We start from the raw sequence: 16,712 nt of genomic DNA on the forward strand, positions 1-16,712 counted from the left end.
ATGAAGAAATTATTAAAGGAATTACTTATAACCCAAAATAACTTGGATGCAGAGAAAGTTTTACGTCTTCCGTCGTATGATATTGCGCAAGAAGTAAAACAGTTTTCAATTGAAGATCAAGTCATATTGCTAAATACGATACCTGTATTAAAAAGCTCTAAAATTCTTCAATATATGAGTGTAGAAGAAAAATATAATATTTTAATTCACTTATCTGAAAATAAAGCTAAAAAGTTACTAAATTTACAACCGATTGATGAATTAGTAGATATACTGCTAGCGGTTCATCCGGAAAAACAGGCTAAATTAATGGCGTATCTAGATAAAATCACAAAACATAACGTAAAAAAATTGATGACTTTCAAACCTGAAACGGCAGGAAGTCTTGTAACAAGTGATTTTGTTGCAGTTAGAGGAAATTGGTCAGTAAAAATGACATTGAAGTACATTAGGGACCATTCTAAAAATGTAGAATCAATATCTTATAGTTATGTTCTTGATAATCACGGTTATCTTAAGGGAATCGTTTCCATACATGAGTTGTTACTAGCACCAGATGAAGAGATATTATCTACTATTATGATTCAAGAGGTAATTTCAGTACACGCTGAAATTGATCAGCAAGAAGTTGTAAAAAAGCTACTGAATTATAATTTAGCAGCAATACCTGTCACAACAGCAAATAATAAAATGATTGGTATTATAACATTTGATGACGTAATGAATGTTATGGAAGCAGAAGCTACAGAAGATATTCAAAAGTTAGGCGGAAGTGAACCATTGAATCAATCTTACTTTGAAGCTAGCATTTGGAGCATTTTCTTAAAACGTCTACCATGGTTATTACTTCTTTTTGTTGCTGAGGCATATACAGGTACAGTATTAAAGTATTTTGAAGACGAAATTGAAACTGTAGTTGCCCTTGCTTTCTTTGTTCCATTATTAGTAGGTACTGGAGGGAATACAGGAACACAGGTTGTAGCAACAATTACTCGTGCAATTGGTATTGGAGAGGTGAAATTTAAAGACATTTTCCGTGTAATGAAAAAGGAATTTGCAATTGGTATGCTTCTTGGACTTGCACTTGCGGTAGCTGGACTCACTCGTGCTTATATGTTAGGTGTTGGAACAGAAGTTGCACAAGTTGTAGCAATAACTTTATTATTTATTGTTATTTGGGCTTCTCTTGTAGCAGCTGTTTTACCTTTAATTCTAAGAAAATTAAAACTAGATCCTGCAGTTGTTTCAGGTCCATTTATTACAACATTTGTTGACGGAACAGGATTAGTAATTTATTTCATGGTTGCAAAAACGTTATTAAATTTATAAATATATACTGAAAAAACGAAATTCGGAATAAGTATTTTGCCTTAATTGCTAAAATATAGTGGGGAATTCAGGCATGAGGAAATCAAACACTTTTGTCTTTAGATAAATAATATTTTAATGGATTTATTGAATGTAATGAATGCTGGAGGATAAAACTATGAAACATCTAAGAAAAATCTTCAAACGAATTTTGCTTCTATTTTCTATTTTCATGCTTATTGGCATAGGAATATTATTTGGTACTAGCTATGGCCGAGAGCTTCGTATAACAATCGCTGGGAGTATACTAACTTCTCAGCATCCACAATATGCGAAATATACATTCCTATCCCAAAAGGAACTAGATAAACTGCAAGATAGAATTAATCATCCGAAATGGTCAAACAGTGATGAGCATATTTATAAAAAAATAGCAGGAAAAAGATTAGAAGAATTAAAAAATCAGCCATTAGAAATTGATGTAGAAACAATTAAAAGCAATAAAGATAGTCGTTTTCTTTTTGAAGGAAGGTTAGTTACCATTAGCAATCCCTTCAATGTTAAACTTGTTAGCCATCAAGGAACACAGGGCGCTAACAGGGGAGAAAAAATTAGTGTAATGGCAAAACGTAATCATGCACTTGTTGCTGTGAATGCAAGTGGATTTGCTGATGAAACAGGAAGGGGTGGAGGAAATGTTGCAACTGGTATTGTAATAGAAAATGGGAAAGCTATTGATACAAATATAGATAAAAATACCCCTACAATCATTTCGGGTTTAACAAAGTTTGGACAAATGATAACAGGAAATTATTCTACCCAACAACTTTTGGATAAACAAGTCGTTTCCGCAGCAGGATTTATGCCACAGTTAATTGTAAATGGAGAAAAAATGATTACAGAAGGAGACGGTGGTTGGGGTTCTGCTCCGCGAAGTATTATGGCCCAAAAAGAAGATGGTACAATTATGTTTCTAGTCATTGACGGTAGACAGACGCATAGTATAGGGGCTACGTTAAAAGAGTGTCAAGATATTCTATATGAAAAAGGAGCAGTAAATGCAATGGCTATGGATGGAGGTTCTTCTGCTACGCTATATTTAGAGGGAAAGGTTATAAATTCGCCTTCCACATTATCTCATGAAGATCGTTATTTACCGAATGCTTGGGTGGTAACAGCAAATTCTAAGCAAAAAATACAGATGACAATAGATGGGGAAAAGGTAAATCCTAAAACATTAGATAATATAGGTACAAATATTTAAACCCATGTATGAGCTACTTATATAAATAAAAAATTTTTTTAAAACCGTAGAATGTATTAAATCATAAAATCCGTGAAATGAAATCAATATACAAAAAGGAGAAATGACCTTAGACGAAGTGACTGCGTTCATTTTAGGAAAATAATATATAAAGAAAATCACCTTTGCTTACGTAAGGGGGATTTTTCTTTATATAAAGGAATTTTTTGCAATTTCTTCTAACGATACTTTAACGTATTATTATCATTTATTTAACGTTATTTATGCTAGTAGTACTGGTAGTTATAAGATAAAAATGAACAATTTTGCCTAAGCTAAATCTCTCTTATACATAAGTCAAGTGTAAGAACGCGGAAATTCAAAGTTATGTAAATATTATACATTTTTGTAAAAGACATTCATTGACACTCGTGTATACAAGTAACTATAATCGTTACATCAAATTGAATGCATGTTAATACAATTTCATCAATATTACAAACATGTAAATATAAAAATAGAAATTTTAATTTGGTAAATACAGATAGAATGGTAGAGGTGTATATTTTTATGAAACATAAATTAATTGCAACAAGTATTCTTGCAGGAGCGATATTATCTTATTCTTCTAATACTTTAGCAGATACTCACAAATTTCCTGATGTTCCAAATTGGGCAGAGCAATCTGTAAACTATTTAGTGGATAAACAAGTCTTAATTGGTTATCCAGATGGAACTTTTGGTTCACATGATTCATTAGACAGAGCTTCCGCCACGAAAATTATGACAAAAGTATTAGGTATTCAAATTGACTTTAATGCAAAACCATCCTTTACAGATTCACAAAACCATTGGGCCACCCCTTATATTGCCGCTGCTGAAAAAGCTGGCATTGTTAAAGGAGAAGGGAATGGCATTTTTAATCCATCCGGTAAAGTAACTCGCGCTGCCATGGCAACGATGCTAGTAAATGCTTATAACTTAAAAAGTACAACAGATCATAACAATCAGAGTATATTTCGAGATTTAAAAGGGCATTGGGGGGAAAAGTATGCCAATATTTTAATTGATTTAAAAATTTCCAATGGCACTGATAACGGCTGGCAACCAAATAGATTTATAACGCGTGCTGAGGCTGCTCAACTTACAGCAAAAACAGATATGTTGCAACTAAATCAAAAAGATGTGTTAGAAGAAAAAGAGATTATTACTGCTACCTCATATGAAGATTTAAATTTAACAGTAGCTTCGAAAATTACAGCCCAAGAGATTGATAGTTTTATTGCAAAATATCATTCAGATAGTCCCTTAGTTGGACATGGGCAAGATTTTATAAATGCGCAAAATAAATATGGCGTCAATGCTCATTATTTAGCGGCGCATGCAATTTTAGAATCTGGATACGGAAAATCAGAAATTGCATATCAAAAACATAATCTATTCGGATTACGTGCTTATGATGGAGACCCGTTTAAATATGCAAAATATTTGCCAACCTACGGTGACAGTATCGCTTATAACGCTAATTATGTACGAGAAAGATATTTGGAAGAAAGTGGTATGTATTATAACGGGCCAACGTTAGCTGGTATGAATGTGAAATACGCATCAGATAAAGGCTGGGCTAAAAAAATTGCAGGGATTATGGAACGTATTAAACCGTTTCATGCAGAAGACTATACATATGCAAAAAAAATAGCAAAGAATCCTGAAACATTAGATGTCGACGCGTTATCAAATGAAATTCCATATAAAATGTATGCAGATGGTTCAAGTTCAAATGTTGTATCACCAGCTGATTACTACCAAGTACCTTATCCATTTAATTTGAAAATTAAAAGTAGATCAGATGTAGCAGTGGAGGAAAATAAGGTTGGTACATTAACTTCTGGAACAAACATCTTTATTTATCGTGAAGATCCAAATGGATGGGTGGAATTTTCTTTTGAAGCTAATGGAAAAAAATACTGGACATTAAAAAGTGAATTAAGTATGTAATCAAAAAATTATGTTCGAATTAATGTAAACCCTTAATTACTTTTTATTTAGATTATTAATACAGTGTATTCCTTATTCCGCAATCGGGCTTTTGTCTGGAATAACGAAAAAAGCCTAATTTCTCAATATTAATACTGAGAAATTAGGCTTTTAAAAATTAAAAAGATGGCGGAGTTACTCCAAATGTAACAGTTACATTGTTTAAAGAAGTGTTTTTCCATTTATGTTTTGCGTAGAGCAAGATTTTAACACTATCACCTGGATTAAGGAGTAAAACCTCATCATTTAGAGATAGCTTTACTTGCCCTTCCATAATAAATGCTATTTCTTCTCTTTTATGTGCCACAGGCTCTATAGATGAAGCCGTTTGAGGTAACAGGTTCATTAGAACCAATTCCAGTGATCCATCTAAATTAGGAGATAATAACTCATATAAAACGTTACCGCTTTCAGGGAAAGTTATCTTTTTTCTTTGATTAGTCCTTGTACTGTAACAAGATCTGAAAGTCTAAACTTTTGCTAATTTTTTTCATTTTATGTTGATGGGCATAGAAAGGATTAAATATAAAATAAGATTGACATAGAAAGATTACAAGTGTAATATTCAGTTACGGATTACAAATGTAATCCGAGGGAGGTGTAATTTAAACTAATGAAAGAATTACCTGAAATTTCAGAAGCTGAATTAGAAGTCATGAAAGTATTGTGGTCAAAATCTCCACAAACGGCAAATGAAATGATTGAAGCGTTAGAGGTGAAAATGGATTGGAAACCCAAAACGATTCGAACGCTGATTAATCGATTAGTTCACAAAGAAGCAGTGGCTTACTATCAAGATAAAGGGCGTATGTACGCTTATTATCCTTTAGTTTCGCAAGATAGTTATTTACAAGTAGAAACGAAATCTTTACTTAAACGTTTCTATGGCGCAGCATTTAAGCCATTGCTAGTAAATTTCCTGAAAGAAGAAAAGCTGTCTTCAGAAGACATTAACGAACTTAAACGTATCCTGGATGAAAAAACTGAGGAAAATCAGAGGAAGGATAGATCATAATGATAGAAATGTTTATAAATGTCTATCCGCCTCATTTTTTTGATTGGTTGATAGAGACCTCTATTATGGCTAGTATATTAGTGGTCCTAATCTTATGCATCAAGGTCTTGTTTAGAAATAAATTAACTCCACGTTGGCAATACATGCTATGGATGATATTAATTATAAGACTTGTTTTACCTTGGTCGCCAGATAGTTCCTATAGTATTTATTCTGTTCTTACTTACAAGAATGATGATGCATTCATTTCTAGCCGAAACCCTGTAACTAGTATTCTTACAAAAGAACACATGATAGAATTCAAATATACAGAAGATACAAAGCCACTTGCAAAAGAAGTTACAAATACCCCTAGTTCAGCGCTAGCTACTGAGGGAAACAAGGTACAGACATACAATTATGAAAAGCAGGATGACAAGAAGGTTTCATTTTATACAATCATTATCTACATTTGGCTTATGGGCGTTATCCTTCTAAGCGTTGCTACTATAATAATGAACAGGCGTTTATTACTATACATAAAAAAACAACCTGTTATTACAGATGAGAAGATTGTCCAGATTTTTGAAGAATGTAAGAAATCTATGTCTGTACAACGGGATATTCCTCTACTTGTAGCTGGAAAGGTTCCCAGTCCAACAGTGTTCGGATTTATTCGGCCTAAGTTGTTGTTATCAAGTATACATATGAACATATTAGATGAACAACAACTACGCTATATTTTCCATCATGAATTAGCTCACATTAAACGAAGAGATGTTGGTGTGAACTGGCTTATGCATGGCCTACTCATTTTAAATTGGTTTAATCCTATTCTTTGGTATGCCTACTCATGTATGAGGGAAGACCAAGAACTTGCATGTGATGCATTAGCTCTTACATGTATAGATGCAGAGGAACAAATTGCATATGGACATACGATTATTAGTCTTTTGGAACATTACTCAGGTTATTATCATGTACCAAGTATAGCGAATTTTAGTAAAAATAAAAGAGCGTTAAAAAGGAGAATACTAATGATTAAAAAATTCCAAAAAAATTCATATCGTTGGTCTGCGCTAGGGGTTGTCGCAGTTATTGCAGTATCATCTGTGTCCTTATTAAATGCCCGTGCTGATATGCCAACTAACTCTAAGAAACAACAAATAGAAGAGAAAAATAGTATGAAAGAATTAAAAACACAACCCGATAACTCTTTGCAGCAAATAGTTGAAAAAATAATTGGTACAAAAGAACAGGCAGAAGCAGAATTTTTAATTACCGAAGGAGAGTACAATATTTTCCTTACAGAACTTGGAGTGGCGCGAAACCTGTTTACGAAAGAAGAATTTAAACGGTTTATTGAATTAGAAACAGAGTCATATACTTTGAGTAAAAAAATAAGGTTAGTGGGGAATCCTGACAAATTAGACCCAGAGGAACAGAACAAATTTAAGGAAAATGAAAAAGAAATTGAACCATTTAGAAGGAAAATTTATTCGGATTTTAGATTAACTAAAAAGGAAGCACAGAAGTATCTTGATTTTCAAATTAAGACACCACCTGTTGTAGTAAATGGGTTTAAACTAGCTGGTGAAGAAGTTCAAACTTCGTTGTTTCCTGGTAGGAAGAATCCCGTTATTGTTTCTGAATATCACAGAGGAGATTCGTTGTCTTGGTATGTTGTGAATCAATCTGTAGTTAGAGATAAAGAAGAAAATCCATTTTACGGGATAATGGAAGATAGTGAAAAGATAACAAATTATAAATTAGAAAGTGCAAACATTACTTTTGCAGAATCGTCTGAAAGTAATACGAAGTATATGGAAGGAATTGTTCCTGTAAAAGGAAAGAATAGCGCTTATCAAGTCATATTACTTGCAAATGATGTCAGTAAAGAAGAATTAGAGAAAGTTATGCTGTCCTATATAAAATAAAAAATAGAGTCTAAGGATCCTGTTCCTGAGGCTCTATTTTTTATTTTAAACGAAACCTTTAAGTGAAAAGAGAAATTAGTAGAGTTTATATACTGAAAAAATAAGATGAAATTTAGGCTTGTCTTCGAATTTCATAGCATGATACCTCTTTATAAAATTTATTGAAACAACCCATATACCATAAAACATTATACAATAGCATAAAAACAAGGTTAACATATCCCGTTCACCATCAGATCAAGAAATTAGTTGGTCTTCAAAACGGAAAAATGAACTGAATTGTCATAAATAACTGTAAAATATTCGTTTTAGGGAGGAATGTGTTTCTTAACTTGATGGGCATGGGGTAGCGTCAGACAAAGTCGGATTTAAGTTCACCCACACTAGATGTGAAAGAACCCAATAAAAAAGCAATGACCCTTTTTTATTGTTATGATGTAATCACTACAAAAACATAATAACCAACCAAAAGATCATTGCAATGGATAACATTATTTGCTTACAACTAAAGGTTTATAAACTTTCTTGTCAAACAAATACATAATATGGCTAAGTACCAAGAAAAATACTATAAGGCCACCGATGTAGACAAGGGATTTTGCTCCTATTCTGTCATAGTCAAAGAAAAAGTAAGCATAATGTACTGGCTTCCCATCAATTGGCGATATATTGTACACATATCCCATTAGACCTGCGATAGTAGCAAATGCCACATATGAGAGCGGGTATATCAAAACATAATATACATCTCGGTATTTTAAATGATTAGATTCGGTAAATAGAAAATAATCCACAAGGCAAAGAATAGGTGTAATCAAATGTACTGCAAGATTATCAAATTTCCAAAGATAAAAACTTCCACCCATTGTAAAGGTAGTAGGAGCAAGCAACACCCAATAAACGATAAGTGTTAAAAGTAAATCAATTACACATATCATTTCAAAGCGTGGAAAATAGCCAGCACTTCCCGTCTTACCATCATTTATCAATCCCTTAACTGTACGTATAGTAAGTATACTAAACAAGATCAGTGCTAAAAAATTACTTTGGATAGTATAGTACATAAATATCTTAAAATTCATTTCGCCCGATTGGATGCCCATACGTGATAATAGACCATATAATGCAAAAATAAGGCTACCAATTCTAAATAATACTGCTATAACTCTATTACGTATCATACGATTCCTCCTAATTTATATTAATATCATTTCATTCAAGCATATATTCACCCATCATTTCATCTTAAATTTTCACATAAAACGTTATTTTAGCGTTTTAGCGAATCTTTGTCAAAAATTTACTCTTACCTTCATTTGGATTTACAGATTGATTGTTACTATTCAGCCTTAATGATTAAATAAAAACAATAAATAGACCAGTCTATAGTTGGACTGGTCTACCTGTAAATACCTTTTCTATTGATTCTAGAACAGAGAGTTGTTTCCTTTTCTTTTACAAGTCTCAACAAAGCTCATAACCGTGCAATACAATTCATTTCCGCTTTGTTTTCTAAAGCAACCTGATACCTTCTGTTTCATCTTGTATTTTCGTAAATCTCGCTCGGAAAGATTATTGTTATATGCTACCTTGAAATCCCTTAAAAATAGCAAATGATTCGATTTATACTTCGTTAATCTGTTCAGGAGAGTCTTTTCGGATTCCTTGGCATATTTCCCTTTAGTTTGGATATTTTCTTCATACCCAACTAAGCAGATTATCATATCTGGTTTCGTATGCTATAATTTCTTCCTCAGGGTAGCAGGTCGTTGCAAGAGTAAGTGAATGCTAGTGAAATATATAATGGTTGAATGCAGAAATAGGAGAATAAATGGTTCACATAACGACTTTGTACTTAGATCGTCATTAAATTAGAGTTAAATCATTTTTTGAGGTATTTTTATTAAAAAGGTATTTTATTTGTTTGAAAGGAGTTAGAAAAGTGAAAAAAAAACATCAAGAACAACCAACCTCATGGCGGCCTAGAGGTATTATTCAATGGTTACTGACAATCCTTGCAGTAATTTTATTTCCTATTATCAGCATTATGACATACTATATTTGGAATCCAGTTGGTTTTCCTAATATAATGAGTGCCCTTGGAGCGGGTGCATTGATAATACCTACGTTGCTATTAGGTATAACTGTTGTGATAATCATTTTATTAGCATTAGCTGTCTGGAGGAAAGCTTTACTAGCTCGTGCAATTTTGATCCCTTTAGTTTTATTATTAAGTTTTCTAACTGTCGAACCAATCATTAAAATGTTAAACTATGCAAAAAACGAGAATGTTTCCGTTTCACTTAGTTCTCATTTTTTTGGTAAGACAGAAATCACATCAAAATTCACACAGGACGTCGTATACGAAACAACACCTGATGGCGTGGAATTAAAGCTTGATGTATGGCGAGCCCATGGAGACTCAAAACAATCACTACATCCCGCTATTGTAAAAGTGCATGGAGGTGGATGGGTTGAGGGTGATAAAGAAATGGCCCCTCACTGGAGTCAATGGTTAAGTGAATTAGGATATACTGTGTTTGCTATACAATATCGTATGCCACCTCATGCAGGATGGAAAGATGAAGTAGCTGATGTAAAATCAGCAATAGGATGGGTAACAGAACATGCGGATGCTTACAATATTGATCCTGAAAAAATAAACGTAATGGGACAGTCAGCAGGTGGAAATCTAGCTATGCTAGCCGCATATAGTATGGGAGATACAAAGTTACCTCCTTCAACAAATGTACCGTCAGTAACTATTAACTCTGTGATTAATATATACGGTCTGTCTGATATGGAGGGAATTTATAAGAATAGTCCAAGTCCTGATTATATGCAAGATGTAATGAAAAAATATATTGGGGGTACACCTTCACAATTCCCTGATCGTTATAAAATACTTTCTCCGATCAGTTACATTCAGGAAAAAACACCTCCAACTATTACACTTTTAGGAACAAGTGACCGAATTGTACCAGAAGAACAGGCTGAAATTTTGGATAGAAAACTAAAAGAAAATAACGTTTCTCATGAACTTTATCTTCTTCCAAGAGCTGACCATGTTTTTGATGGAGCACCAGATAGCTTGAGTACTCAGTTTGCTTATGAAAAAGTAAAAGCCTTTCTTCAAAAGTATAATAAATAAACATGGGGAAGAATAATCCGGGAAGCTTTATTTACATCATTGTAAAAATTTAAACAAGCATTTTGATGAGTTTTTTCAAAATGCTTGTTTTTTAGTATAAATCCAGTATTTATAGTTTTGGAATTTGATTTACACTTCCCAGTGTAGGTGCTCCTTCTAGGCCTAATATGGTGTTAGTGGGGAGCGCCACATCGCTATCAAGCTAAGCCCGTGTAACGTCAATGATAAGCAAGCTTGTTTCTTTTTTCGAAAGTCTATACGTAGATGCTTTAAAGATTTGCATACGAAATAAACCCTATCGGGTTTCCTTTTTTGAATTAAGCTGCGTGGTTATCAGACATGGTACAATTATAAACGACATCTAATATATCAAAGACTGTTTTCTTCTTATACCTATGGGATTTTCGCCCGTTTTGCTGTAGGACGTTGAACAGGCGAATGAGAATCTTTGATAGTTCTTGGGTGTCTTTCTGTATGACTTGATAAATAAGAAGAAAGTAATCTTTAATCATATATATGGCCTTATATTCACTCAGTTCTCGTTTCTTTTTCATAAGAAGTAATTGACGCATTTGAAACATAGTAGAAGAACAGAGTAGAATGGCGATCAGTTGCCCATACAAATGGCATTCCAATCTTTCTCGTTTTATCTTTTTACAATGATGAATATGAAAGAATGATTTCCATGTTTTAAATAAAATCTCGATTTGCCAGCGTAAAGAGTACCAATCGTGTACTTGTCCCATCGGGACAATATCTGTAGGTGTGTTTGTCATATATACATTGATGCCACTAAGACGTTTGCTATGAGGAGAATACTTGATTCCTTTCTTTTTCTCTCTTACAGCTTGACCCTGCAATCGTTTTTGTTGTTGTTCTTTTGTTAGCCGATGAACAATCACACGAGTTGGTACTTTATCGGTCATTCCTACATAAGCGTCGGATATTTCATATGTTTGTCCTGTTTGAAGAGAGTTTATTAAAACCTCCATATCTATCTGTATATACTCTGTACCTTTCTTTATTCTTCCATCCTGAAAATAATCAGGTATGGGATTTTTTTGATAAATACGTGTATTGGATTTAATACGAGAGATATAGTAAGCCTTTTTATCTTGTATATGTTGAAGATCTTTTAAGTGAAAATACCCTAAATCACGGATACATAAATCATTCAGTGTTACAGTTGGGACATACAGAGCACCGTAGGTTCGATCATGTTGTTTCCCTGGACCTGTATGGATATGTAGGAATTGTCCGCTTAATAGGTCATATTCAAGTTGAATTTTCATACCAGCAGTATGACTACATCCTTCCGCTCCAGGATAAATGAGTGAAAATATATCTGGAAGCTGAAATGCAGTTGAATCTAAAATACGAATGCGCTTGAAAACAGAGGTGTATGGAGAAGAAATTCGCATAGATGAAGTTAATTTTTTATTTAGAAGGTTAGTCAATATATGTTGTAAAAACTGAACGGCTGATCTATTAAACCGTTGATTCAGTCCTTCCGGACTGGTGAGTACTTCTGTGGATGCTTCTAAACAGCTAGATAACTGAGCTAAAGAGGTTGTAGCGATATTTTGGCTCATCCAAATACATAAAGCGACTAAATCTTTAGCTTGGTATTTACTGGTTCGTTGTACGAAACCAACATCTCTAGCAAGGTCTCGTAAAATATTTGGAGATAAAAAGCGTTGAATCTCTTGAGCAAATAGCTGCAATTCATCAGATACAGAAATAGACATATAAAAAACACCATCCCTTCCTATAATTCTACAGAAAGATTAGCAAATTTTTTCATTTTAGGAGGGAACTTTGTTTTGTTAGGTTGATATGGATGAGGCGGGACTTCCTTCTAGTTTTGGATACTCATTTGCTTTATCTATTGTAAATGATTTTGAGTCCGATAGCTCTCTTATTCTTGGCGTAAAATTAAATCCTAATAAATGGATAAATCCAAAAATCTATTCTGTGTAACCGACTGTGTCTGTATACAACAAAAAGAAGACTTATTAATAATGTTGAAGTTTTATATACTGAAAAATGCCCCTAATTTCCTATACATAATGGAAATCAGGGGTGTTTTTGGATAAATGGGACTTACTTTATTTATATTCAAACAGAAGTACAACAACTACCAAAGAATAAACCGCTAGATGTATAAAATGAGCTGATGCAGATAAGTAAATTTTTCGTTTTGGGGGTACCTTCAAGATCTTAGCTTGATGGGCATGTGACGCTACCCCACATCCATCAACTTAAGGATTTTGACTATTCTTGAAATTGAAAGTGCGTTACTATTTTCTTATATTAATGAGAAAGGGTGACGTGCTTTTTATGAATATGCATCAAAAACAAGAATTGTCTTTATTTGCCGAAGAGTTGTATAGATATATGTCTCCCGCTACACTTAATCGATTAGCTATAGAAGCTGGCGGAATGAAACGAAAACGTAAGTGCCATGGGCACCATTTTCTATCTTTGTGTGTATGGTTAAATCAACAAATCGCTACTACCTCTCTTACTCAACTTTGTAGTCAATTAGAAACCTCAACAGGGGTTTTGTTAAGTCCAGAGGGACTTAATCGACGCTTTAACTCAGCTTCGGTAGCCTTCTTTCGAACTGTATTTACTACACTTCTACAAGCTAAGATTGGAGGGTTATCTAAGATTTCTCATTCTCTTTCTGCTTACTTTGAGCGCATTCGCATCCTTGATTCTACAACCTTTCAAGTTCCAGATCGATTCGCATCTACTTATCCTGGTGCCGGAGGATGTAGTCATAAAGCTGGTATAAAAATTCAATTAGAGTATGACTTGTTGAGCGGAGAAGTTTCTGATGTGAAAATTGAACCAGGAAAACGAAGTGATCAGGCATATGGTGCAACTCGAACAGGCATGATACAAAAGAATGAACTATATATTCGTGACTTAGGATACTTTCGTTTACAGGACTTTAAGTCTATCCAAGATAAGCAAGGATATTATTTATCACGTCTTAAATTACCAACTAAAATATATAGGAAAGAATTCGAAACAGTGGTATTTAAAACAAAACCTGCTCAATTGAGACCCGTATATATACAAATTCATTTAGAAGATATCATGAAACAATTACAACCTGGTCAAGTGTATGAGTTACATGATGTATATGTAGGGAGTAAAGGCAAGTTGCCTACTCGCATTGTGGTTTATAGGTGTACGGAGGAGCAAAAACAGAAACGCTTACGTGATCGAGCTATTCGCGAAAAGAAAAAAGGGATTACATATACAGAGCGTACGAAACTCTTACAAGGAATTACGGTATATATGACAAACATTCCTACGGAATGGGTGCCAAAAGAGAAAATCTATGATTTATATTCATTGCGTTGGCAAATTGAGCTGTTATTTAAAATATGGAAATCTTGGTTTCAAATTCATCGTTGTAAATCTATTAAACAAGAGCGACTAGAATGTCACCTTTATGGACAACTCATTAGTATCCTATTATGTTCTTCTACTATGTTTAAAATGAGAGAACTTCTGTTACGTAAGAAACAGAAAGAGCTAAGTGAATATAAAGCGATGTACATGATTAAAGATTATTTCTTACTTTTTTATCAAGCATTACATAAGAACACCCAAGAATTATCAAAGATTCTTCTTCGTCTGTTTAACCTCCTACAGCGAAACGGACGAAAATCCCACAGATATGAGAAAAAAACGGTCTTTGATATTTTGGGCGTTGTTTATGAGTATACCACTTCAATCCATCAGGTAGCATAGTTATAGTAAAAAAATTGAAACCCGTCAGGGTTTATTTGATATGCCTACTTTTATGATATCTATAAAAGATAATAAAAAACTACATGGAAAGATCAGTTTTTATATAAACATATAGTTTAAGTTGATGGATGTGGGGTGGTACCCCATGGCTATCAAGCTAACATTTTTAAGTACCCTCTAAATGAAAATTTTGTGTTTTTATAGAACCAAAGTTTATTTTTATCGATTTGGAGAACAACAGATTTTTTAACTTGATAGCAAGGGGGTATTTCAATAGCATAGCTTAATGGATGTGTGGTGGGCCCCAATAAGGTTGTTTAAAATTCGGCTTTGGAGACATTTTCAAATACGTTCAACATCCAAACTAAGCTAAGGTAATTACAAATGAAAGTGTCCTATTAATATATTTCAAAAAACATATAATCCCATTCTCTTGCTATATTTTTAGTTAACCGACTTGACTATAACGTAACGTCATAGTGCATAATTTTAACTATATTAAATAAGGAGTGAAAGAAATGAATATAAAATCATTACGGTCAGATAAAATATATCGAAAAATTTTACAAGCTTCAAAAGAGGAAAAGGTTGAATTATACAGACAAGAAATGTTGGCTCCGTTTATGGGGAAATGGGAAATTCAATATGTTCCTTTTAAAGCTGAGGAGCAAAATGGCTTTGATGTTATTACATTGAATAATATAATGAGCATTTCTCCTAATCAAATTATAAATGAGATTACACCAGAATTAGAATTGATTTCGTCTGATTCTTTTTGGTCTGAGTGTAAAGAAGCTGTTAGGAAAAGCCTTCATTTATTTAGAGAGCATGGTGTGAACCTTCGTGTATCTGATTACTTATTCACGATTCTATTAGGGGATCCAAATAGCCCTTCATTAATGTTAAATGAAGGATATAGTGGTGATGGAGGTATCCCTGGCTATATTTTGTGTACATTTGTGCCAAATGAATACACAATACCTCGAATGAAGGCTGCTTTAGCACATGAATGTAATCATAATGTTCGATATCAATTTATTCAGTGGGACCATACGGTTACTTTAGGTGAATTAATTGTTAGTGAGGGTTTAGCAGAAAACTTTGCTACTTCTATTTTTGGGGAAGATCTACTCGGTCCTTGGGTATCGAAAACAACTATGGAAATGCTTAATAGACGTATTAAACCCGTGCTCAAGGAACAATTACAATTAACAGGATTTGATAAAATTGCACCGTATCTTTATGGTGATGAATTAGCAAAACTTCAAAACTATATACCAGTCAATATGCCTTATGCTGCTGGTTATGCCTGTGGATACTATTTAATCAAATACTATTTAGAGAAAACAGGAAAAAACATCTTTGAAGCCACAATAATTCCTGCCAATTTAATACTAGATGAAATAAAAGGATTTTGGGATGAAGAAACAATTATTAACGGTTAAAGATATTGTCCAAATTACAGGCATAACCAAAAGAACCTTACAATATTATGATAAAATAAATCTATTAAAGCCAATTTACTTAACAGATAATGGTTATTGACTCTATGATAGGAACAGTTTAGCACAGCTTCAAACGATTCTATTTTTTAAGGAAATGGAATTTTCTCTAAAGGAAATTGCGGATGTATTGAAGCTTACGAGAGAAGAACAGCAACAATTATTAAAGAAGCATAACCAAACTTTATTGTTAAAAAACCAACGTTTAGAAGCAGTTATTACTGCGGTAGATGAGTATGTATCAGGAAAGGATATCTACAACTTAAATATTTTTAATAATTCATCTATTTTACCATTACAAGAACAATATACTCATGAAGCGAAATACATCTATGGGGAAACAGAAAAATACAAAGAATTTGAGGAGAAATTGAAAAACCTCTCTCCTAATGAAAAAGCGAACTTATTTCATGAATTCGAACAAAAAATGGAAAGAGTGTTTAGAAAAATTGCTTCCTATATTAATCAATCACCTACTTCCGATGAAGTACAGCAATTAATTGTAGAGTGGAAAAGTTATCTCGAACAATCTATTGTATGTGATTCTGAAATGTTGACATGTATTGCAAATGCGTATAAATTTGATAATCGATTTAAAAATTACATAAATCAATTTAGTAATGAAGACTTAGCTGAATTTTTACATAATTCAATTATACATTATGTAAATAAACAGAAAAATTAATGTCATACTATTTATAATAGGGGGTCACCTTACATGGCCGTCAACTTAAGAAGAATAAACGCCACCAAAACAAAAAAAAGCCCC

12 protein-coding genes and 2 pseudogenes are annotated in these 16,712 nt (G+C 33.3%); 9 read left to right on the forward strand and 5 right to left on the reverse strand.

Features of this window, described 5'->3' with window-relative positions:
• From mgtE to AAG068_RS27985, 3 genes are all read left to right on the forward strand, one after another.
• Entirely contained in the window at window positions 1-1,329 is a 1,329-nt protein-coding gene (gene mgtE, locus AAG068_RS27975; RefSeq protein ID WP_342720032.1) for a magnesium transporter, read from the forward strand.
• A 157-nt stretch (window positions 1,330-1,486) separates the two neighbouring features.
• The gene (locus AAG068_RS27980) at window positions 1,487-2,572 is read left to right on the forward strand and encodes a phosphodiester glycosidase family protein (protein ID WP_342720033.1); all 1,086 of its coding nucleotides are present in this window, start codon (window positions 1,487-1,489) and stop codon (window positions 2,570-2,572) included.
• A gap of 549 nt (window positions 2,573-3,121) precedes the next feature.
• On the forward strand, window positions 3,122-4,549 hold the full coding sequence (locus AAG068_RS27985; protein ID WP_342720034.1) for an S-layer homology domain-containing protein: 1,428 nt from the start codon (window positions 3,122-3,124) through the stop codon (window positions 4,547-4,549).
• Window positions 4,550-4,706: 157 nt separating this feature from the next.
• Here the strand turns inward: AAG068_RS27985 and AAG068_RS27990 are convergent.
• Window positions 4,707-5,033 (reverse strand): annotated as a pseudogene (locus AAG068_RS27990) (cupin domain-containing protein); the annotation flags it as partial.
• Window positions 5,034-5,201: 168 nt separating this feature from the next.
• Between AAG068_RS27990 and AAG068_RS27995 the strand changes: the two are divergent.
• Together AAG068_RS27995 and AAG068_RS28000 are read left to right on the forward strand one after the other, a co-directional pair.
• Window positions 5,202-5,603 (forward strand): BlaI/MecI/CopY family transcriptional regulator, encoded by a 402-nt coding sequence (locus tag AAG068_RS27995; protein ID WP_342720035.1) that lies wholly within the window; start codon window positions 5,202-5,204, stop codon window positions 5,601-5,603.
• Window positions 5,603-7,519, forward strand: a complete 1,917-nt coding sequence (locus tag AAG068_RS28000; RefSeq protein WP_342720036.1) for a M56 family metallopeptidase — start codon at window positions 5,603-5,605, stop codon at window positions 7,517-7,519. Before AAG068_RS27995 ends, AAG068_RS28000 begins: the two co-directional genes overlap by 1 nt.
• Before the next feature lie 491 nt (window positions 7,520-8,010).
• Here the strand turns inward: AAG068_RS28000 and AAG068_RS28005 are convergent, their stop codons facing one another.
• Window positions 8,011-8,700: a Pr6Pr family membrane protein gene (locus tag AAG068_RS28005; protein ID WP_063224289.1), complete on the reverse strand. Its 690-nt coding sequence runs from the start codon at window positions 8,698-8,700 to the stop codon at window positions 8,011-8,013.
• 246 nt (window positions 8,701-8,946) lie between these two features.
• Entirely contained in the window at window positions 8,947-9,243 is a 297-nt protein-coding gene (locus tag AAG068_RS30015) for an IS66 family transposase (protein WP_428846013.1), read from the reverse strand.
• A 218-nt stretch (window positions 9,244-9,461) separates the two neighbouring features.
• Here AAG068_RS30015 and AAG068_RS28010 point away from each other — a divergent pair, with 218 nt between their 5' ends.
• A complete protein-coding gene (locus AAG068_RS28010) occupies window positions 9,462-10,670 on the forward strand; it encodes an alpha/beta hydrolase (protein ID WP_342720037.1) in 1,209 nt (402 codons plus the stop codon).
• A 317-nt stretch (window positions 10,671-10,987) separates the two neighbouring features.
• On the opposite strand, the gene AAG068_RS28015 is transcribed toward AAG068_RS28010, so the two are convergent.
• Both AAG068_RS28015 and AAG068_RS28020 read right to left on the reverse strand, forming a co-directional pair.
• Window positions 10,988-12,418, reverse strand: a complete 1,431-nt coding sequence (locus tag AAG068_RS28015) for an IS4 family transposase (RefSeq protein ID WP_342720038.1) — start codon at window positions 12,416-12,418, stop codon at window positions 10,988-10,990.
• 78 nt (window positions 12,419-12,496) lie between these two features.
• Window positions 12,497-12,637 carry a Tn3 family transposase gene (locus AAG068_RS28020; RefSeq protein WP_428846015.1) on the reverse strand — a complete coding sequence of 47 codons (141 nt, stop codon included), beginning with the start codon at window positions 12,635-12,637 and terminating at the stop codon, window positions 12,497-12,499.
• Window positions 12,638-13,010: 373 nt separating this feature from the next.
• Between AAG068_RS28020 and AAG068_RS28025 the strand changes: the two genes are divergently transcribed.
• From AAG068_RS28025 to AAG068_RS28035, 3 genes and pseudogenes are all read left to right on the forward strand, one after another.
• Entirely contained in the window at window positions 13,011-14,441 is a 1,431-nt protein-coding gene (locus AAG068_RS28025; RefSeq protein ID WP_342720039.1) for an IS4 family transposase, read from the forward strand.
• A gap of 518 nt (window positions 14,442-14,959) precedes the next feature.
• Window positions 14,960-15,886 carry a DUF2268 domain-containing protein gene (locus AAG068_RS28030; protein ID WP_342720040.1) on the forward strand — a complete coding sequence of 309 codons (927 nt, stop codon included), beginning with the start codon at window positions 14,960-14,962 and terminating at the stop codon, window positions 15,884-15,886.
• A pseudogene (locus AAG068_RS28035) lies at window positions 15,861-16,628 on the forward strand (MerR family transcriptional regulator). Before AAG068_RS28030 ends, AAG068_RS28035 begins: the two are co-directional and overlap by 26 nt.
• The last annotated feature ends 84 nt before the right edge of the window (window positions 16,629-16,712 follow it).

The sequence above is a fragment of the Bacillus paramycoides genome, from assembly GCF_038971285.1.
Classification (GTDB): Bacteria; Bacillota; Bacilli; order Bacillales; family Bacillaceae_G; genus Bacillus_A.

Excerpts from the sequence above, each read along its gene's own strand:
- mgtE (WP_342720032.1), top strand. The coding sequence starts at position 1 with ATGAAGAAATTATTAAAGGAATTACTTATAACCCAAAATAACTTGGAT.
- AAG068_RS27980 (WP_342720033.1), top strand. The coding sequence starts at position 1,487 with ATGAAACATCTAAGAAAAATCTTCAAACGAATTTTGCTTCTATTTTCT.
- AAG068_RS27985 (WP_342720034.1), top strand. The coding sequence starts at position 3,122 with ATGAAACATAAATTAATTGCAACAAGTATTCTTGCAGGAGCGATATTA.
- AAG068_RS27995 (WP_342720035.1), top strand. The coding sequence starts at position 5,202 with ATGAAAGAATTACCTGAAATTTCAGAAGCTGAATTAGAAGTCATGAAA.
- AAG068_RS28000 (WP_342720036.1), top strand. The coding sequence starts at position 5,603 with ATGATAGAAATGTTTATAAATGTCTATCCGCCTCATTTTTTTGATTGG.
- AAG068_RS28005 (WP_063224289.1), bottom strand. The coding sequence starts at position 8,700 with ATGATACGTAATAGAGTTATAGCAGTATTATTTAGAATTGGTAGCCTT.
- AAG068_RS30015 (WP_428846013.1), bottom strand. The coding sequence starts at position 9,243 with ATGATAATCTGCTTAGTTGGGTATGAAGAAAATATCCAAACTAAAGGG.
- AAG068_RS28015 (WP_342720038.1), bottom strand. The coding sequence starts at position 12,418 with ATGTCTATTTCTGTATCTGATGAATTGCAGCTATTTGCTCAAGAGATT.
- AAG068_RS28025 (WP_342720039.1), top strand. The coding sequence starts at position 13,011 with ATGAATATGCATCAAAAACAAGAATTGTCTTTATTTGCCGAAGAGTTG.
- AAG068_RS28030 (WP_342720040.1), top strand. The coding sequence starts at position 14,960 with ATGAATATAAAATCATTACGGTCAGATAAAATATATCGAAAAATTTTA.